14 protein-coding genes are annotated in these 18,699 nt (G+C 56.1%); 5 read left to right on the forward strand and 9 right to left on the reverse strand.

Annotated features, from left to right (window positions below):
- Positions 1-147 precede the first annotated feature (147 nt).
- Positions 148-1,443 (forward strand): hypothetical protein, encoded by a 1,296-nt coding sequence (locus OQH67_RS05655; protein WP_215435642.1) that lies wholly within the window; start codon positions 148-150, stop codon positions 1,441-1,443.
- Between the two features lie 170 nt (positions 1,444-1,613).
- Positions 1,614-5,330: a DUF2135 domain-containing protein gene (locus tag OQH67_RS05660; protein ID WP_215435641.1), complete on the forward strand. Its 3,717-nt coding sequence runs from the start codon at positions 1,614-1,616 to the stop codon at positions 5,328-5,330.
- 44 nt (positions 5,331-5,374) lie between these two features.
- Here OQH67_RS05660 and OQH67_RS05665 read toward each other — a convergent pair whose 3' ends face one another.
- Both OQH67_RS05665 and OQH67_RS05670 read right to left on the reverse strand, forming a co-directional pair.
- Positions 5,375-6,460 carry a glycosyltransferase family 8 protein gene (locus tag OQH67_RS05665; RefSeq protein ID WP_215435640.1) on the reverse strand — a complete coding sequence of 362 codons (1,086 nt, stop codon included), beginning with the start codon at positions 6,458-6,460 and terminating at the stop codon, positions 5,375-5,377.
- 35 nt (positions 6,461-6,495) lie between these two features.
- Positions 6,496-7,584 (reverse strand): glycosyltransferase family 8 protein, encoded by a 1,089-nt coding sequence (locus OQH67_RS05670; RefSeq protein WP_215435639.1) that lies wholly within the window; start codon positions 7,582-7,584, stop codon positions 6,496-6,498.
- Between the two features lie 439 nt (positions 7,585-8,023).
- Here OQH67_RS05670 and OQH67_RS05675 point away from each other — a divergent pair, with 439 nt between their 5' ends.
- The 3 genes from OQH67_RS05675 to OQH67_RS05685 are packed head-to-tail and all read left to right on the forward strand — an operon-like array spanning position 8,024 to position 11,378.
- A complete protein-coding gene (locus OQH67_RS05675; RefSeq protein WP_215435638.1) occupies positions 8,024-9,109 on the forward strand; it encodes a glycosyltransferase in 1,086 nt (361 codons plus the stop codon).
- Positions 9,110-9,130: 21 nt separating this feature from the next.
- Entirely contained in the window at positions 9,131-10,285 is a 1,155-nt protein-coding gene (locus OQH67_RS05680) for a glycosyltransferase family 2 protein (protein ID WP_215435637.1), read from the forward strand.
- Complete coding sequence (locus OQH67_RS05685; protein WP_215435636.1) at positions 10,272-11,378, forward strand: glycosyltransferase family 2 protein; 1,107 nt, start codon at positions 10,272-10,274, stop codon at positions 11,376-11,378. The genes OQH67_RS05680 and OQH67_RS05685 overlap by 14 nt, the downstream gene beginning before the upstream one ends.
- A gap of 72 nt (positions 11,379-11,450) precedes the next feature.
- Here OQH67_RS05685 and OQH67_RS05690 read toward each other — a convergent pair whose 3' ends face one another.
- The 7 genes from OQH67_RS05690 to OQH67_RS05720 form a co-directional block, all read right to left on the reverse strand.
- The gene (locus tag OQH67_RS05690; RefSeq protein ID WP_215435635.1) at positions 11,451-12,014 is read right to left on the reverse strand and encodes a DJ-1 family glyoxalase III; all 564 of its coding nucleotides are present in this window, start codon (positions 12,012-12,014) and stop codon (positions 11,451-11,453) included.
- A gap of 51 nt (positions 12,015-12,065) precedes the next feature.
- Positions 12,066-13,109, reverse strand: a complete 1,044-nt coding sequence (locus tag OQH67_RS05695) for a biotin/lipoyl-containing protein (RefSeq protein ID WP_215435634.1) — start codon at positions 13,107-13,109, stop codon at positions 12,066-12,068.
- An 84-nt stretch (positions 13,110-13,193) separates the two neighbouring features.
- The gene (gene nagA / locus OQH67_RS05700; RefSeq protein WP_215435633.1) at positions 13,194-14,342 is read right to left on the reverse strand and encodes an N-acetylglucosamine-6-phosphate deacetylase; all 1,149 of its coding nucleotides are present in this window, start codon (positions 14,340-14,342) and stop codon (positions 13,194-13,196) included.
- Between the two features lie 62 nt (positions 14,343-14,404).
- Complete coding sequence (locus tag OQH67_RS05705) at positions 14,405-14,662, reverse strand: hypothetical protein (protein ID WP_215435632.1); 258 nt, start codon at positions 14,660-14,662, stop codon at positions 14,405-14,407.
- 31 nt (positions 14,663-14,693) lie between these two features.
- A complete protein-coding gene (locus tag OQH67_RS05710) occupies positions 14,694-15,287 on the reverse strand; it encodes a peptidylprolyl isomerase (protein ID WP_215435631.1) in 594 nt (197 codons plus the stop codon).
- A gap of 160 nt (positions 15,288-15,447) precedes the next feature.
- Positions 15,448-16,791 carry an MFS transporter gene (locus OQH67_RS05715; RefSeq protein WP_215435630.1) on the reverse strand — a complete coding sequence of 448 codons (1,344 nt, stop codon included), beginning with the start codon at positions 16,789-16,791 and terminating at the stop codon, positions 15,448-15,450.
- A gap of 279 nt (positions 16,792-17,070) precedes the next feature.
- Entirely contained in the window at positions 17,071-18,540 is a 1,470-nt protein-coding gene (locus OQH67_RS05720; RefSeq protein ID WP_215435629.1) for a carbon starvation CstA family protein, read from the reverse strand.
- Between the last annotated feature and the right edge of the window lie 159 nt (positions 18,541-18,699).

Below are 18,699 nucleotides of genomic sequence, written 5' to 3' on the forward strand. Positions count from 1 at the left end.
AAGACCGTGCCTGCCGGGTGATTTTCTCCTTCCTGATGGCAGGGCGGAAATGGAGAATTTTGTCCGGATTTCTCAGGCCGGGAGGTCTGGCATCCTCCGGCATGCGTTCAACAGGAAAAGGGCGCGGATGTGTCTTCTTAGGAAGACATGTGTACCCGCATCTTCTGTTTTCTTCTTGCGGGCCTGGTTCTGGGGCCTGTTTCCGCAAAGGCCGACGGCTCCGCCTGGAAAGCTTCCGGCCCTGCGGGGCCGGGTGCTGCCGTGAAGGCTCCCGAGCATCCGGCGGAGGACGGGCTTTATGCTCGGTTGAAGGAGATGCCCTATCTTTACAAGAACAAGGATTCGGAATTTCTGAACCAGTTCAAGCTTCTGCTGACCGGGCAGTATCAGGCGGCGTGGGTGGTTCCGTCCGGAGCCAACAAATTCCGGAAGGGCTCCGGCGGCCATGAGGATGAGTGGCGGCGCCTTCAGATCGGCTTTGAAGCCGTTTTCCTGAAAAACCGCCTGACTCTGCACAGTCTGACCAACATGGGGGAGACGGACGGCATGTACAAACTGGAAAATGGCCGGTGGAGCCGGACAAAGACGGACTGGAGCATCTTTGAACTTTATCTCAAGTACAAGGTCAACCCTTCATTTTTCGTGCGCACCGGAAAAATCACGACGAAGATGATGACCGAGTTCCGGGAGACGGCCAGCGAAATCAAGACTCTGGAACGTTCGGACCTTGTCAACCAGCTCGGCAGCATTTCCAACTGGGGCGTCGTGCTGGAAAATCCGCGGCAGGATGTTCCCGTGGGGTGGGAAGCGGCTGTTTTCCTGAATGACACCAGTACCAGCCTGGCTCATGAAATCCAGTTCAATACGGAGGACAGCGCCTTTGCGAAAGCCTCCGTCCATATGGATGCCCGTGGCTTTCTGCCGGGGGAGAAAAGCCGTGTCTGGCTGACTTATGCGCATAATTTCACCCATTACGCGGGACGCGCCCTGCCGGAAGACTCCTACTATTCGGGGCTGGGGGCCAGGGATGTGGTGACGATGGACTGGGTAATGTCCCAGGGGAAGTTTTCCATGGTGACGGAGCTGATGTCCGGATTCCGCGTGGTAGGGGATGCCTACGGAGAGAATGTTTACGGGCTTGTCCTTCTGCCTTCCTACAGGTTTTCCCCCCATCTGGAGGGCATCTTCCGGTATCAGCTTTCCCATGGAAGGGATGCGGTCAAAATGTTCGCCCGTTACGTTCCCGCCGTGACAACCTACCCCAAATGGGTGAGTACGATGAACTCGTTTTACTTTGGGTTGAATTATTATGTGTTCCCGAAAGACCCGGACATGCTGAAATTCATGGTGGGCGGCGAATACACCGCTACCAGCGGCGCGCGCGGCGGAGCCAAATGTTTCAACGGCTGGACCTGGTTCACCGCCGTCCGTTTTCATTTCTGAACGGGATGGCCTTCCTCCTTCTCCATGAAGTTGGATTACGGACAGCCTGCAGCGGAATCCGGGATGCATTTGTAACAAACAACTTGTCATGTGGGGCTTTATGTGTTAACGGGATTGGACTGTAAGAAGGTCGGTTCTTCTTTCATCTCCTCACCCTGACTACCCTGGACATGAAACTGCTGTATTTTTTCTGCCTGCCTGTTGTTGCCGTTTGTGTGGCTGCCGCCCAGACGGCGGCTTCCCGCCTGCCTTCCCTACCTCCCCCTTTCATGAAGACGGAATGCCGCCAGGGGGAAAGTCCCGTTTCCGTCGTTCAGGCGGAAATCAAATCCCGTGTGATGGAAAACCTGGCGGAAACGGAAGTGACTCTGGTATTCCGCAATCCCAACAGCCGCGTGATGGAAGGCGAACTGGCCTATCCCCTGCCTGCCGGCGCCACGGTGCAGGGATATGCCCTGGACATCAACGGCCGCATGGTGGACGGCGTCCCCGTACCCAAGAAAAAGGCCCGTGTCATCTTTGAAAATGAAGTGCGCAGGCAGATTGATCCCGGATTGGTGGAATGGTCCGGCGGTAACATGTTCAAGACGCGCGTTTATCCCATTCCCGCGGGGGGCACGCGCACCATCCGGCTACGTTATTCCTGTGTTCTTCCAGAGAATGCCGAAGGCGTTCCCTCCTTCCAGATTCCGATGAATTTCAAGGAAAAGCTGGACTCCCTCAAGTTGAGGATGGAAGTACTCAACAGCCGGAAGCCGGTCGTCGTTTCCTCCCCGCTGGACAATGTGGAATTCAAGGGCTGGAGCAGCGCGTTTCTGGCGGAAAAGGAATGGAAAGGCCTGTCCCTAACGGAAGATTTGTTCATAGCCCTGCCGCGTGCGGAAGGAAAAAAAGCGGAAGAGGCTTCCGTATTTGTAGAGTCTTCAGACGGCAAGTCTTATGCGGCCGTTTTTCTCCCTCCGTCCCAGGCGGCTGTGAATACGGAAGCCCGGGCATGTCCCGGTTTCATCCATCTGGTTTGGGATGCCTCCGGTTCCATGAAGGATATCGATGTAACGAAAGTCCTTGATTTTTTAAAGAGTTATCTTTCTTACGGCAACGTTGGGAAAGGCGTGGAACTGTGTTTGACCGTAGTGAGGGACAGGGTTTTGCCGTCCAAAACCTTCACGGTGGCTCCTGACAGGCTGGAAGATTTGTCCAGGGAATTGAAGGCCCTGGATTATGACGGGGCTACCGGGGATTTGGGTGTGGCCGCGGCCCTCTATGCGGACCGCAAGGGGGCTTGCATGGTTGTGAGTGACGGATTGGTCAATTTCAGCGCTGCTCCCGGGCGGACCACACCTCTTCCAGAAGAGGCGTATGCCGTGGTGGCCGTTCCCCGCAAGGATGTCAACCTGTTCAAGAGCATGGGTTTTCGGATTCTTGACCTGAGTACCCAGACGGTGGAGCAGGCCATGGAAAAGGTCCGTTCCGGAGAGGTACATGCCGGTTTTGACGACAAGGGAGACATGCCCTGGGGTGCTTTTCTCCGGTATGAATCTCCCGGGCTTCCGGCGGGCTCCGTTCTGCTGGTGGCGGAACTGGAAGGGAAAGGCGTGTTTACGGGAGGAATAAAAGTTTCCGGCGGTGGTGTTCCGGACAGGAACATCCCGGTAAGCGTAGATACGGATCGGGCCCTTCCAGGCACCATGTTGCGGTCCTTGTATGCCCAGGCCAAATTGAACGAATTGATGCGCCAGCCAGCTTCCGGAGGCAGGGATGAGGCAGTCAGGGAACTGGGAATGGAATACGGCATGGTAACTCCCGGCACATCCCTGCTGGTGCTGGATTCCCTGGACCAGTACCTGGAATACGGAGTCCGGCCTTCTGCCTCTTCTCCGGAATTGCGTGCTGAATATGACAGAATGATGATGGAAGGAGAAAAGAGGGAAGTCTTGAAAGAAGAAAGCTCCCGGCTTGACAGATTGAAAACTTATCTTGCCTCCTGGGAGCGGCTGCAGAAGTGGTACGACAGCTTGAAATATGTTCCGGCGGAAGTTTTGTGGAAGCAGGGAAAAATGGAGGAAGCTATTGATGCATATGAGAAAATATTGAAGCAGGATGCCGGAAACAGATATGCCATGAAACGCCTGAAAGAGTTCAGGAATACTCTGGAAGGTGTGAAAAAGGCCGCGAAGGCGAAAGAAGAACGCCAGACCTTGAAAAGAAAACTGGAAAAGGAATATGCCGTAGGGATGCCGGAAAGCGTTCAGGGCATGTTGTCCCTGGCGTCCGGATTCCGCGATGTCGGCGATTATGAAAAAGCGGTGCTTCTGTTTGGCAATGTGCTGAAAAAAGATCCTGATAACGCAGCAGCCCGCCGTGAGCTGGAAAGTATTAGCCGCAGAATGGTTTTCTCCTGCAGGGCCGCCTTTGACAAAGCCAGGACCGCCATGCAGGAAGCTGTGGATGGCGCGTCTGACGATCCCTTCATGTTTGTTCCTGTTCCTGTTTCTTCTCCTGTGATGCAGTTTTCCGGTAACGATGAGAATTCGGATCCTTTTGGAGCCGATTTCGCGGTTGATAGCGCCAATGGAGTTCCAGAAAGAGCACCCGCCAGCACGGTTGTCGAAGAAGGAGACCTTTTACCGCCTATGTTGGAAGAGGGCGCCGAGTTGGGGTTGGAAGAGGAAATTTTTTTCTCCGGTAGTGCTACGGGAAATACGGATAAAATAACATTGCCGACGATTTCCGGTGCGGCCGGAGGGTTTGGCAGCTTAAGCGAAAATGCAGGGGCTTTGAGAAAGAGCCGTTCCGGCAGTTCCCCCGTGGTCAATGTGAAGGCATGGAATTCCAAGGCTCCGTATCTGGCTGCCCTGGAGGCAGCCGACCGGCCTGTTGCAGTGTATATGAGGCTTAAGGAACAGTATGGAGAAAGTCCCGGATTTTATATGGACTGCGCGGACTGGTTTGCCGGAAAGGGGGAGAAGGCGCTTGCCATTCAAATTCTCTCCAATTTGGCAGAACTGGAGCTGGAAAACCGTTCCCTGCTCCGGGTTTTGGGCTACAAGCTGCGCTACATGGGGGAACTGGAACAGGCAAAATACATTTTTGAGATTGTAAAAAACCTGTTTCCGGAAGAACCGCAGTCTTACCGGGACCTGGCTCTGGTGCTGGACGAACTAGGAGAAGCCCAGGCGGCGTTCGATATGTACAAGGAGGTGCTGGACCGCCCGATGCCGGAACGTTTTACCGGTATAGAGCAAATCGTACTGGTGGAAATGAACCGCCTGCTTTCCCGCAGCAAGGCCCAAGGGCTGGATTTGGATACCAGAAGAATTGACCCCGCCTTCATCAGGCCTGTTGAAGCGGATTTGCGCGTGGTTATTAATTGGGATACGGACGCATCGGACATGGACTTGTGGGTGACGGACGCCACCGGGGAAAAATGCTATTACAGTAATAAATTGACCAAGTCCGGCGGTCATCTTTCCCGTGACGTGACGCAGGGCTACGGTCCGGAAGAATACCTCGTGCGCAAGGCAATTCCCGGTCCCTACAGAATCCAGACGGACTATTACGGAACCCATTCGCAAAAAATGCTGGCGCCCGTTACCCTCTATGCGGAGGTATATACGGACTACGGCCGCCCGGAGGAAACCCGCAAAACGTCCGTGTTCCGTCTGGACGGAAGAAAGCAGGTGGTTCACGTGGGAGATGTGACGTATGGCCGGAATCAGCAGGAGGGCATGACACGCGATTACCAGGTGAAAGCCGGGGAAACGCGCTCTTCCATTGCAGCGGATCAGTTGGGAGATAAGGAACGGAAGAAGGAGATCATCCGGTTGAATCCAGAATTAAAGGAACGGGAGCCGAAGGCAGGAGAAATCATCAAGCTTCCCCAGTGAAGAAAAATGATGGAGCGTGTTCCGTACATCCCATACATGCCCGATCATGCCCTGCCGTTTTCAAAAGCGTGCAGCAGGCGTTTCAACAAGCGGATTCTTTTCTGGCGTTTGCGGAAATTCTTTCCGAAGGAGAAGGGAAGGTGCCATTGGTTGTAGCGGAGCTGCTTGCGCGTCCAGCGTGTGAATTCATCCAGCAAATTCTTTACGTAGGGCTGGTGGGAAGGGGTTTCCATGGCCGCTTCCCACCAGACATTCGTGGACATAAGGTATTCTTCCGTCTTTTCAGGCTGAAGCCAGGGTTTTTTGGAGCCGATCATATGAAAGAGCTTCCATGAGCGGTTGGCGTAAATCGTGGAAATGCCGGAGAATTCCGTTCCCTCCGCTGCGGCTTCCAGGCCGTCTTTTTTCAGTTCAAACTGGAAGTGATAATTCCATTCAACGGGGAGAGGGGATATCCGGTCGTGAAACACGATGTTCAGGGCGTCCTGGTCCGGATGCTCCAGTTGTTCGTTGTATTCTTCAATCACCTGAAGGAGGCGCGGTTCCGCATTTTCCGCCCGTATCAGGGCCAGATCCAGAACCAAAACGCCCGAGTTGAAGTAATGGCGGGGATTGCTCAGGCCGAGCGGTTCCAGTTTTCTGAGCTGGAGGCGCGGATAGCCTGCAATCAGGCTGCTCAGTACAGATACGTCCCGAACGGCACCCAGAGGATTTCCGCCGAGGTCGGCATCATAAAGTTCCGCTACATCCGCATAGATGACCGTATCCGCATCCAGATACACTATTCGGTTGTGAGAGGGCAAAAGGCTGGCGGCCAGCAGACGTGCATATGCCAGGGAAGAGAAGCGTTTGACGTCCCGGTGGTCCAGCACAGCCGCCAGTTTGTCCGGCATCGTGCTGAAGTGCAGGAGCACATGAGGGTATGCGGCAACGGCTTTACGCAATTCCTGTATGTTTTCTCCGGTCAGGCCGTCGTGGACGATCCAGATTTCATAGCTCCGGTCCGGATTGGCATGGGCGCACAGGGAGTGAAGGGTGACGGCCAGGCAGACGGTCCATGGTGCAGTAACGGCAAACATGACAGCAACGGCAGCCTGTCCGTGCGGGGAATGGATTGATGTAGATTGCATAAGGGTAAAAAATGGAAATTTTTGAAAATATAGTATTATTGCCAGCTGCCGTCAAAGACAGCCAGCAGTCTTTGAAGACCTTTGATCTTTATCCGGCGTTTCCGGAAGACTTTGGGGGAGGAGATGAGCAGCCTCCATTGGTGGCGGTGCATCCGGGAACGGATGGGGCATGTGAATTCCCGGTAGAGGGAACGCAGTTCGGCGTGGAATGCGGGAGTCCGGCGGGCGGCCGGCCACCAGAGGGAGAGGTAGAGGCGGTGGTAAGTCTTTCCCATGTCCGGCGGAAGCCAGGGCTTGTAGTCGCCGACCAGATGGAACAGCTTCCATGAACGGTTGTTGAACAGAGCCTGCACTTTCTCGAATTCGGTTCCGGTGATGAGAGCCTGCATTCCTTTGTGGTGCAGTTCGAATTGGAAGTGGTAATTCCACTCTACGGGCAGGGGCATTATGCTGCCGTGAAAGGCGATGTTCAAAATGTCCTGATCCCCGTACGGAAAAGAATCCGGGCGGGAGCGGAGTATCCGGAAAAGAGTATTTTCCATGTCTTTTTGCCGCATTTGACGGAGATCCATGACCATTACTCCTGTATTGCAGTACAGCAGCGGGAAAGTTACGCCCGTGCCAGCCAGGCATTCCAGATGGGGCGCGAGCCTTCCCGTGCAGATGCTCTGCAGGGCGGCGCAATCCCGGACGGCGGCTATTGGCTTCCCCTGAAGTTCGGTATCGTAAAGTTCAGCCACGTCTCCGTTCAGCAGGATGTCTGCATCCAGATACAGGAGCCGGTCATACTGGGGAAACAGGCCGGCAGCCAGAAGGCGGACGTAGGACAGGGAGGAAAATCGGCCGCAATCCCTGTTCTGGAGGGATTGGAACAGTTTTTCCGGGAGCGTGGCAAAATGAATTGATATATGGGGATGGCCGGAGATGGCCTTGTGCAGTTCCTTCATTTCTGAAGCTCTCAAGCCGTCATGAACGATCTGGATTTCATAAAGGCGGCGGGGATTGGAATGAAGGCAGAGAGAATAAAGGGTCACCGCCAAAGGAACAAGCCAGGAGGAAGTGACGGCAAACATGACGGGAACGGGATGCCCCTTTTTCTGGCAAGGAGAAGATGAAGTCGGCATGGGCTGGATTTCAACAGGAAGCGAAAAATGGGCGGAATGAGGAGAGGTTCCGTTGCCTGTGAAGAATCCTTATGCAGGGAATGGTGGAAGAAGGAAGTTTCAGTTTCATGATGAGGATGAATCCCGGTGCGCTGGGGAGGAAGCGTAAAAACACGTCTGCAACTGCTTTTTCCGTTATTCACAGCATAGGACAACTTCTGCGGCAAAAACGCTCATGATACGGAATTAATCATACGGATTAGAAATCCGAAGTCAAACCAAACAGCCGGGCTGAAAAGGGCATACACACTGCCAGAGGCACATTCCTGAAAAAAGATTTTCCTAGGAGCTTCTTTCCAGAATTTAACATAATTGTTTTATTAACAACTGGTAATCAACCTTGGGAAAAATCGAAAACAACCTTCCGAATTTCTAATCCGTTACATGAGGATTGCATTGCATGGCGGTAAGCGTATCCATCATTGTCCCTTGTTATAATGTAGCTCCTTATGTGGATGCCTGCATGGACAGCCTGGTGCGTCAGACTCTCCGGGATATTGAAATTATTTGTGTGAACGACGGGTCCACGGACGGTACCCCGGTCTTGCTGCACGCCTGGGAGGAACGGGACAGCCGCGTGCGGGTAATTGACCGGGAAAACGGTGGCCTTTCCGTGGCCCGTAATACCGGCATGGAGTTGGCGTCCGGGGAATACATCGGCTTTGTGGACCCGGACGACTACGTGGAACATTCCATGTATGCCCGTCTGCTGGAAGAAGCCCGCAGGCATGATGCGGAGATCACCGGATGTGGTTATACTGGTTTTTCCGATGGCGATGGAATGGTACTGGAGGAATGGTGCTGGACTCCGGTTGCCGGAGTGGAAGAAAAATTGCAGTCAAGTGTGTTTCATGAGGATTCCGTTTGGAAGAGGATGGGCGTTTTAGCTTGGAACAAACTGTACAAAAAAGAATTTCTGGACAAATACGGCCTTCGTTTTGAGCCTTCTTTCAGAAAGGGGGAGGATGATGTATTTTATCTGATGCTGCTTGCACATGCAAACCGTTTGGCTGTGATACCGGACCGGCTTTACTGGTACCGCAAGCAGAGGGAGGGCGCCATTTCACGTGCGTGGGAAGAATGTGGCTGCCCTTGCACGCTGGATGTGGAGCGCCTGGTCCATGCAACGGTTTATTGGAAGAAAGTCGGCTGGCTGGATTCCGGGTTGGAGAGAGGATGGGTGTTGCATGCCTTGTGGTATTATCTTTTGAAACGCCTGGTGCCTGCGCACAAGCCGCTTCCACATTTAAGTGGGGAGGAATGGGAATGGCTGCACGGCAAGTGCCAGGAGTGGTTTTCTTTGGTGGGGAATGTGGAAAGGCTCGGAAAGCTGGATAAATGGGAAACTTCCTTCTGCCATTTGCTGGGCTGTCCCGCGGAACATCCCGGCTGGATGGCCCGTATCCGATGGAAACTTCTTTCCCACCGCCGCGGTCGCCGGGGCCGCTATTATACCCTGAGGATGTTTTTAACTGCCCATAAATGAAACAATTATCTTTTTACATTCATGACTGTTGCCGTATCCATTATCGTTCCCTGTTATAATGTAGCTCCGTATCTGGATGCCTGCCTTGACAGTTTAGTGAACCAGACCATGCCGGATATTGAAATTATCTGCGTGAACGACGGTTCTACGGATGATACCCCGGCCCTTTTAAGTGCATGGGCGGGGCGGGACAGCCGCGTGCGGGTCATTGACCGTGAAAACGGGGGACAGGGCGCGGCCCGCAACACCGGCATGGATGTGGCCGAAGGGGAATATATCGGCTTTGCAGATCCGGACGACTATGTAGAGCATTCCATGTATGCACGCCTGCTGGAAGAGGCCCGCAGGCATGATACGGACATCACGGCGTGCGGCTATACCGGTTTTTCCGACCATGATGGGGAATTGCTGGAAAAATGGAGCCGGTCTCCGGCCGCCGGAGTGGAGGAAAACGTGAAATCCAGTTCATTCCATCTGAACGCCCTCTGGATGCGGACGGATGTCGTCGTCTGGAACAAGTTGTACAGGAAAGACTTTTTAAACAGGCACCATCTCCGGTTTGAAACCTCATTCCGGGCCGCGGAGGATGATGTTTTTTGCCTGATGCTGCTGCCGCATGCAACTCGCGTAGCTGTGATTCCGGACCGCCTGTACTGGTACCGCAGGCAGCGGGAAGGTTCCATTTCCTCCTCGTGGGACGAGCGGGGAGCCCCTTTCATGATTGCTGTGGAACGGTTGATGCATGCGACGGAGTATTGGAAGAAGGTCGGCTGGCTGGATTCCGGGCTGGCTCAGGGCTGGGTTTCCCAGGCATTGCGGGTTTATTTGCTGGGCCATTTTCTGGCCCAGGATTATCCTTTGCCGCAGTTGAGTGAGGCGGAGTGGGCCTTGCTCCGCGCCAGATGCCGGAAGTGGTTTGCGATGGTGGGAAATATGGATGCTTTCCGGTCCCTGGGAAAATGGGATTTTGCCTTTTGCCGTTTGCTTGCCGCTCCGCCGGAAGGAGCCGGCTGGCTGTCACGCGCATTGTGGAAGTTCCTTTCCCGTTGCCGTGGGCGCCGCGGCCGTTATTACGAAGTATGCTGGAGACTGTCTCTCCCGGAAGGGAGGGAAAAAACTGCGGCCCTGGAAATTGCTGCCGGTGAAGAGCATGAGGACCTGAATGATGAGAGTTGAGTCTACCATAAGTGGTACGGTTTCCGTTATTCTGCCTTGCTACAATGTAGCTCCGTATCTGGACCAGTGCCTGGAAAGCCTGGTCCGCCAAACCTGGGAGTCCCTGGAAATCATCTGTATCAATGACGGCTCCACGGATGGGACATCGGCCGTGCTTCACTCGTGGGCGGCAAGAGACCGCCGCATCCGGGTAGTTGACCGGGAAAACGGCGGGCAGGCCTCTGCCCGCAATGTTGGCATGGATATGGCTTCTGGCGAATACATCGCGTTTGCCGACCCGGATGATTATGTGGAACATTCCATGTATGGCCGTCTGATGGAGGAAATTTGCACGCATGATGCTGATGTTGTGGCTTGCGGATATACAAGTTTTTCCGATGAAAACGGCTCCGTGCTGGAAGAGTTGAGCAGGTCCCCCGGTTTCGGTGTGGAGAAGGAGGCGCGGTCAAGTTTTTTCCATGCGGATTCCGTCTGGATGAAGATGGACGTCGTTACGTGCAATAAGTTGTATAAAAAGGAATTCCTGAATAAGTGCGGAGTTCGTTTTGAACCTTCCTTCAGAAGGGGGGAAGATGACGTATTCTGGCTGATGGTGCTGCCGTATGCCGGGTGCCTCGTTGTGGTACCTGACCGGTTGTACTGGTACCGCAGGAAGAGGCAAGGCACCGTTTCCCATGCGTGGGAGGAACAGGGATGCCCCTATTCATTGGATATGGCCCGGCTGGAATACGTAACCGCCTGCTGGGAGCAGATCGGCTGGCTGGATACCGCTGTGAGCCGGGGATGGCTGGCCCATATCATGAAGCGTTATTTGTTGTCCCACGTCACTTCCGGAGAGGAAATTTTCCAAAAGCTGGATAAGCAGGAAAGCCAAGCTTTGGTGCAGCGCTGCCGGAAATGGCTGCACGGCATGGAAACAGGCGCGGACCCTGTGGGATTAAACAAGTGGGACCGCGCTTTTTGCCGCCTTTTGCGCACAGAGCCTGTGAAAGCCAATCCGGTTGCTGAAATTTACAACAGGCTCATGTCGGCATGCAGCGGCAGGCGCGGACGGTACTACCGCCTCAAGTCCCTGATGTCCAGTTTATCCTGAGGAATACTCTTCCGCAAGAGAACATGGCCTTTTGGTTTTCTGCCGTGCACCCGCTGTTCCTGCTACCGGGAATTACACCCCGGTGTAGCACATTTGCTCCTTGAGCTGGGCTACCTGGAGGTCTTCTCCCAGGTATTCCCCGATGGAGTAGCCGAAGAGCATAGCAGCTCCGGGGCCGTTGGCCGTGAGCATGTTGCCGTCAAGAACGACGTTTTCATCCTTGACGATGCGGGCTCCCGCCTCGTTGAGTTCCCGGTACACGTCTTGGGCGGGGTAGGCGGTAATTTCCCTGTCCTTGACCAGTCCGGCTTTTGCCAGAACGATGGGAGCGGCGCAGATGGCGGCCACCAACTTGCCCGCTTCATGCATTTTTTTTACCAGATGAATGACTTCCGGCGTATCCCGAAGAATCCAGGAGCCCGCCCCGCCGGGCAGGACCAGAGCATCCAGCTTGTCGGCATGGAGCTTATCCAGCATGGTGTCCGTGGTGACGGTTACGTCGTGGGCGCTGACCACCTTGTCTGATTGCACACCGGCAAGCATGACTTCCATGTTCAACCGGCGCAGGATGTCCAGCGGGGCAATGAGTTCGATTTCTTCAAATCCGGGCGCGGCAAGAATGGCGACTTTTTTCATGCTTGATGAGACAGAGTGGCGGGATGGAACGTTCAAGGAAACGGGCGGCCGCTACAGGAGCAGCAAGACCGGGTTTTCCAGCAGGGTCTTGAATTCGGCTGCGATTTTGGACGCCTTGCATTCCGGCAGGATGTTGGCGTTCACGTACAGGGTGACGGGCAGGATGAGCTTGGAAACGGGACGCCCCGCTTCAATGCCTGTCTTCGGCGTCGTGCCTCCGATGCTGATGATGCTGTGGGGCATGTCGCGTATGACGGAGCGCTGGGCTTCCACATTCACGCCGCTGTCGCAGAGCAGGATGTTGGGCGCCACGGTCCCCGGAGCGGGAGCACCGGATTTGGGTGCGGCGAACCGTTCCATGGCAATGTTGTAGATGGTCTTGGCGCCGGCGTTTTCAATGAGAACGTATTTTTCTCCCTTGTCCAGCACCATGAGCAGTTCCGCGGAAGCGTCTCCCGCCAGCCATTCCGGTTCGCTGAGGCATGCCTTTACGGCGGCGCGCACGACGTAGTCGAACAGGCTGTAGCGCCCCCCGATGAGCTTTTCACACTGGACGGCAATGGGCGTGCTGATGGCGGCCAGGTAGGACATGTTGGCCCCCAGGGTATAAAGATAAAAGTTGTCCACGCGCGTGGCATGGCGCGTATCCTTCGGCGCCAGGGGGGTCTGTACCTTCCGGGCTGGGCCTTCGGTCCTGCGGACTGCGGCGCGTACGTCCGCCGCCATGATTCTGCCGTGCGGACCGGTGCCGTGCAGGCCGGCGGGGTCCATCCCGGCTTCCGCCGCCAGTTTGGCGGCCAGAGGACTGAATTTTACCGCGGGGGAGGAAGGGGGACAGTCACAGGAGGCCGCACCGAATTCCGATTGAAGCAGGGCAATGGGAGTGCCCACGGCGGCTGTGGCGCCTTCCGGCACCAGGATTTCCGTCAGGGTTCCGTCCTCGCATGCCTGAAGTTCCACGTGGGCCTTTTCCGTTTCGATGTCGGCCAGGTGGTCTCCCACTTCCACAAAGTCTCCTATTTTTTTAATCCATCTCAGCACGATTCCTTCGTGCATGGAATCGGAAAGGCGGGGCATTTCAATGGTAATGGCCATGGAGAGTGAATATTGAATGTTGGAATATGGGAAAGTGCTGTGTGATGGAGCGGCTTTGCCGCTCCATCACACAAGTGTGCGCATTCAGGCGCTGTATTTTTCTACGCCGTCGATGAACACCCTGGAGGTGTTGAAATCATCGTCCAGCAGGACCATGTCCGCCGTGAAGCCGGGCGCGATCTTGCCGAGGCCTTCCAGTCCCAGGGATTGGGCCTGGTTCCAGGAGGTGGCCTTGACCAGCTCGCTGAGGGGCTTGCCGGTCAGGCGGTGTACGTTTTTCAGGCCGTGGGCGTATTTGAGAGTGCTGCCGGCCAGGGCGCCGGATTCCTGCAGGCGGGCCACGCCGTCCTTCACGATGATGGGCAGGCCGCCGAGGTCGCCGGGGCCGTCCGGCATCCAGGAACAGGCCAGGGAGTCCGTAATCATCATCATCTGGTCCGTTTCCTTGTTCTTGAATACGGTTTTAAGCATGTCCGCGCAGAGGTGGATGGTATCGCAAATGATTTCGATCTTGATTTCCCTGTCCAGCAGTCCGGAACCTACGAGTCCGATTTCACGGTGGTGCAGGGGAGACATCTGGTTGCAGTAGTGGGTCAGGTGAACCAGGCCGGCGGCTTTTGCCTTGTTGAAATCCTCGTGGGTAGCCGCGCTGTGGCCGGCGGAGCAGCGGATGCCTGCGGCGGATGCTTTCGAAATGAAGTCCACGGCGCCGGGCATTTCCGGAGCCAGGGAGACCAGCAGCACCTTGGCGATGGAATTGAGATTGGCTACTTCATCATAGTCCGGCTGGCGAACAAAGGCGGGGTTTTGCGCACCGCAGCACTTGGGATTGATGAACGGCCCTTCCAAATGAACGCCGGGGGTCTTCGCGAATTCCTGGTTTTTCATGTATTCCGCCACGGTGGCGCATACGTTTTCCAGTACCTTGGGAGACAGGGTGAGGGTGGTCGGCAGCCAAGAGGTGACGCCTTCCTTCATTTTGCATTCCGCGATGGTGCGCAGGCTTTCCAGCTTGGCGTCGCAGGTATCGCAGCCGCCGGCGCCGTGGCTGTGGATGTCGATGAATCCGGGAAGGAGCATCTTGCCTTCCGCGTCCACCACCTTGTCCACCGCGGGAAGTTCGCTCCCGGCGGGATAAACGGCGGTGATGACCGTTCCTTCGATTTCCACGGCTGCCCCGGGCAGGTCGATGCCGGGGGAAATGATGCGTGCGTTTTTAATGAGTGTTTTCATAAAAATAAATAATTGTTTGGTGGAATGGATAAGTATGTTTGATGAATGATGGGGAAGAGATGTTACAGTTCCTTTCTTTTGTCAATGACAAGCCAGGACCATTTGCGGCACCGGGGGCAACGGCCGAAGTTCCTCTTCCTGCCGGATGATTTGTAAAGGATGCCGTATTTCCCGAAGGGTTCTTCCAGACTGCACTTGTTGCAGTGCATTACCCAGCCGGGCGCCCTTTTCTCCCATTTGGCCAGGTTTTCCGGCGTTGCCTCCACTTCCCTGGGAGTGGAAATGTAGTCGATCAGCCGGGTGAAGATGTTGGGAGCCATGGGAGGGGCAATACGGGACGGTCGGCATGAATTACTTCTGTGCGTCCAGCGTCTTGTTCCACTCGGCCACCCGGGCGGCTTCCGCTTTCAGAACGGCGTCTGCCTCGGCCTTGTCCAGAATGCGGATGTCCTTGATTTTGTCTCCGCGGGCAATGGCGTTGACGACGGCTTGCCCTTTCAGCACTTTCCCGAAGACGGTATGGCGTCCGTCAAGATGGGGCGTAGCCACGTGGGTGATGAAGAACTGGGAGCCGTTGGTCCGGGGACCGCGGTTTGCCATGGAAAGGATACCGGGACCGTCGTGTTTGAGGTCGGGGGAGAATTCGTCTTCAAACTCATAGCCGGGACCGCCCATGCCCGTGCCCTGGGGATCGCCTCCCTGGATCATGAAGTCCGGAATCACGCGGTGGAAGGTTACTCCCTTATAATAGCCCCTGTTGATGAGGTTCAGGAAGTTGGCGACAGTGACGGGCGCCTTGGAGGGATAGAGGGCCAGTTCAATGTCCCCCTTGGTGGTGGACATGACCACTTTCACGTCCTTGAGTCCGGCGGTGGAGTCGGCGCAGGCCGTAAAGGCCGCCAGGGCGCACAAGGAACACAGCAGAAGGGTAAAATACTTTTTCATGGCTTCTTGTTGTTCCCCCATGTTGCCCTAAGAGAGGCCGGTTTGCAAGTAAATCGCGTGCCCTGGCGGGAGAGTGCCGCACGCCAATGGGAATTGAAGGCGCGGGATCAGAGGCGTCAAAGGCATTTTTAATCTCAATATGCTGTTTTTAAATGATTTTTCATACCACTCCCCCGGCTGCACGGGAAAAACGGAAGATCAGCCAGGTCATGCACAGGCTCAGGACGCCCATCACGACGAACTGCCAGGATGGGGGGATGACCAGCATCATGGCGTACTGGAATCCCACGGCCGCAAGACCCAGAACACAGTCCACCAGGTTTCCGGCGGCAATCATGTCGCCGCGCTTGTCGTTGTCCGCCCGGTCCTGAAAGAAGGCGTTCAGCGGCACCAGGAACAGGGCGGCGGAGATGCCGGCCGCCATCAGCAGGGCGTAGAAGACGGATGAAGTCATGGAAACCGTGGAAAGGGCCAGGCAGCTCAACGCCATCAGCGCACCCCCCGCCACGGAGACTTTCATGCGGATGTGGTGCCTGCACATCAGGGAGGCGAGGATGCCCCCCAGTACGGTACCGCCGCTCATCCAGGCCATCAGCACGGCCCCGACGGAGCTGAAATCGTCGCCGCCGCCGGAGATTTCCTTGGCCATCTGGATGGTCATCAGCATCACGGTGCCCCCAAAAAACCAGAAGTAGCCTATGCCCATTTCGCTGACGCGCAAGTTCCTGTTTTTCCACATTTTGGAAAGCTGGTGGAAGTGCTCGTAAAACAGAGACCAGGAAAAAGGCCTGAACCCTTCCGGAGCGTACCGCGGAAGATAGAAGCTGGAAATCGCCACGGGAATGGCCAGCAGAAGGAATACCAGGCACGGGAAGGAGGCGGCGTACCAGCCGTCGCTGAGGCCGGAGGGTTTCAGCCATGCGTCAAACCACTGGAAGAAGCCCTCCCCCAGCAAATGATGCCAGACGGTGTCCGTGGAAGGTTCCAGCAGGTAGCGGAACCAGACGAAGACGCCTATCTGCCCGATCAGCAGGCTGAGGATGGAGGCCATTTCCACAATGCCGCTGGCAAATCCCATGCGGGACGTTCCCACAATATCCTTCACGATTCCCTTTTTTGACGGACTGAAAATGGTGGCCTGCAAGGCAAAGACGCAGAACCACAGAATGGCTCCGTTCAGGTTGTGGGAGCGCAGGCTCCAGTACATTCCCCCCAGCACGCATATTTGGAGAAGGGCCATGAATTGAATGATGCGCGCCTTGCAGAAGCGGTCGGACAGCCACCCGACAAAGGGGGAAAACAGGATGAAGGGAAGAACGATGATGGCCCCCAGCGGATATTCCAGGTCCCCCCGCGTACCGTACAGCCATACGCCCAGGGGAATCAGCAGGAACTGGGCCCCCTTTTCGTTGAAGGAGTTCTGCGCCTGGATCAGCACGAGCCGCCAGAAGGCGCCCCAAGGCACCTTGTCAACCGGTCCGGGGGTGTGGGAGTCATGTTTCATGAAATCATATGCTTGGTTCCTCCGTTTTTCTGGATTCAGTACGGGATTCCGGACCAGGCAGGGCGGCCCGGCAAAGGGCGCCTGTCCGCGGAGCTTAACTTTTCCCCGTGTCGCTGGCAAGCCGGAAGAGCCCTGGGGGCCGCATCCCAGGGGGGGCATCAGTATCCGGGGGCTGTAGGTGGAAGGGATGCCGCTCCCGGGGGAGATGCCGTGGAGGAACGCAGAAGGGAGGCTCCGTACCTTCAGCTCATGGGACCTCCCGTTTTGGCTTCCGGTATTTTATGCAATTTCTTCCGATTCCCTCAGCCCGGAGCTGCGGAACAGGCAGAGAACACCGATAACGGCCACCGCCACGACGCTGGCGATAAGCGACGCCTCATAACCGAACCCGCACATTTCCGGGCTGGAAAACAGGTATTGGAGGACAACCAGGCTCAGGAACGCGGCGGGAACGGCGGCTATCCAGCAACAGCGGGTTTTGCTGCGCAGATAGATGGAAACGGCCCACAGCGTGGACGCCGCCAGGAGCTGGTTGGCCCAGCCGAAGTACTGCCAGATAATGTTGTAATCCATGCTGCTCACGGCGATGGCCACAGCAAACAGGGGGATGGCGATCATCAGGCGGCGGCTCAACTGTTCCTGGTTCAGCTTGAAGCAGTCGGCAATCATCAGGCGCGTTACCCGCAGGGCTCCGTCTCCCGTGCTGATGGGCAGGATCACGACGCCGATCATCACCAGAATGGACCCCACATGTCCCATCCAGGATTCCGAAATCATCTGGATGGCCAGGGCAGGGGCTTTCCCGTTGGCGGTGGCTATGCCCAGCGCTTCCGGAGAACCGTAGAAGGTCAGGGCGGCTGCGGCCCAGATGAAGGCGATGATGCCTTCCGTAATCATGGCCCCGCCGAAGACGGGCAGGCCTTCCTTTTCCGTTTTCAGGCAGCGGGCCATCAGGGGGGACTGGGTGGCGTGGAAGCCGCTCACGGCTCCGCAGGCAATCGTGATGAACATGACCGGGAACAGCGGGAAGTACGCCGGATGGCGGTTGTGGAAAAGGTCCATGTCCGGCAGCACCTCCATGCGGGGGATGTGCATCCAGTACGGCAGGGATTCCGCAAAGGGCATCAGCAGCATCACGCCCAGGATGCCGGCCACCATGATAATCAGCGCTACGGAAAAGAGGGGGTACACCCGCCCCATGATGGCCTGGATGGGCAGAATGGTAGCCAGAAAATAGTAGCCGAAGATGATCCAGACCCATGTGGAGACGCTCCACCCCGTCATCGGGGCCAGAATGGCGGCAGGCCCTACCGCGAACACCACCCCCACCAGCACGCTGAACACAATGCAGGCCGCGCGGCTGATCCACTGGGCCTGGCTTCCCAGATAGCGGCCCAGGATTTCCGGAAGGTTCTCCCCTTTGTGCCTCAGGGAGATCATGCCGGAGAAATAGTCGTGCACCATGCCGCCGAAGATGCAGCCGAACACGATCCAGAGCAGGGCGGCAGGGCCGTACAGCACCCCCATCACGGCTCCGAAAATGGGGCCCAGCCCTGCGATGTTCAGCAATTGAATCAGGAAGATGCGCCAGCGCGGCATGACCACGTAATCCACGCCGTCCGTGTATGCCACGGCCGGCGTCCGGCGTTCCGCGTCCGGCTGGAAAATCCGCTCCAGCACGCGTCCGTACGTGAAATATCCGGTCGCCAGGACCAGTATTCCCAGAATGAAGTAGCAGTAACCGTTCATGTTGAAAAGGCGGCTTCCCGGGCAGAAATAACAAGAGGCCGTCCGCGTGTGAAACGTAGCTTTTCCACTGCATTCTGGCAAGACGTTATTGATCTGTAGATTCCGGATTTTTTACCCGGAAACTGAAAAGAAACGCAAGACCAGTTTCCGGATAATCTG

The sequence above is a fragment of the Akkermansia biwaensis genome (assembly GCF_026072915.1).
GTDB lineage: Bacteria > Verrucomicrobiota > Verrucomicrobiia > Verrucomicrobiales > Akkermansiaceae > Akkermansia > Akkermansia biwaensis.

Bases quoted from the DNA above. Each gene is read 5' to 3' on its own strand.
- OQH67_RS05665 (WP_215435640.1), bottom strand. From the start codon at position 6,460: ATGCAATCTACATCAATCCATTCCCCGCACGGACAGGCTGCCGTTGCT.
- OQH67_RS05705 (WP_215435632.1), bottom strand. From the start codon at position 14,662: ATGGCTCCCAACATCTTCACCCGGCTGATCGACTACATTTCCACTCCC.
- OQH67_RS05695 (WP_215435634.1), bottom strand. From the start codon at position 13,109: ATGGCCATTACCATTGAAATGCCCCGCCTTTCCGATTCCATGCACGAA.
- nagA (WP_215435633.1), bottom strand. From the start codon at position 14,342: ATGAAAACACTCATTAAAAACGCACGCATCATTTCCCCCGGCATCGAC.
- OQH67_RS05680 (WP_215435637.1), top strand. From the start codon at position 9,131: ATGACTGTTGCCGTATCCATTATCGTTCCCTGTTATAATGTAGCTCCG.
- OQH67_RS05690 (WP_215435635.1), bottom strand. From the start codon at position 12,014: ATGAAAAAAGTCGCCATTCTTGCCGCGCCCGGATTTGAAGAAATCGAA.
- OQH67_RS05655 (WP_215435642.1), top strand. From the start codon at position 148: ATGTGTACCCGCATCTTCTGTTTTCTTCTTGCGGGCCTGGTTCTGGGG.
- OQH67_RS05720 (WP_215435629.1), bottom strand. From the start codon at position 18,540: ATGAACGGTTACTGCTACTTCATTCTGGGAATACTGGTCCTGGCGACC.
- OQH67_RS05710 (WP_215435631.1), bottom strand. From the start codon at position 15,287: ATGAAAAAGTATTTTACCCTTCTGCTGTGTTCCTTGTGCGCCCTGGCG.
- OQH67_RS05660 (WP_215435641.1), top strand. From the start codon at position 1,614: ATGAAACTGCTGTATTTTTTCTGCCTGCCTGTTGTTGCCGTTTGTGTG.
- OQH67_RS05715 (WP_215435630.1), bottom strand. From the start codon at position 16,791: ATGAAACATGACTCCCACACCCCCGGACCGGTTGACAAGGTGCCTTGG.
- OQH67_RS05685 (WP_215435636.1), top strand. From the start codon at position 10,272: ATGATGAGAGTTGAGTCTACCATAAGTGGTACGGTTTCCGTTATTCTG.
- OQH67_RS05675 (WP_215435638.1), top strand. From the start codon at position 8,024: ATGGCGGTAAGCGTATCCATCATTGTCCCTTGTTATAATGTAGCTCCT.
- OQH67_RS05670 (WP_215435639.1), bottom strand. From the start codon at position 7,584: ATGCCGACTTCATCTTCTCCTTGCCAGAAAAAGGGGCATCCCGTTCCC.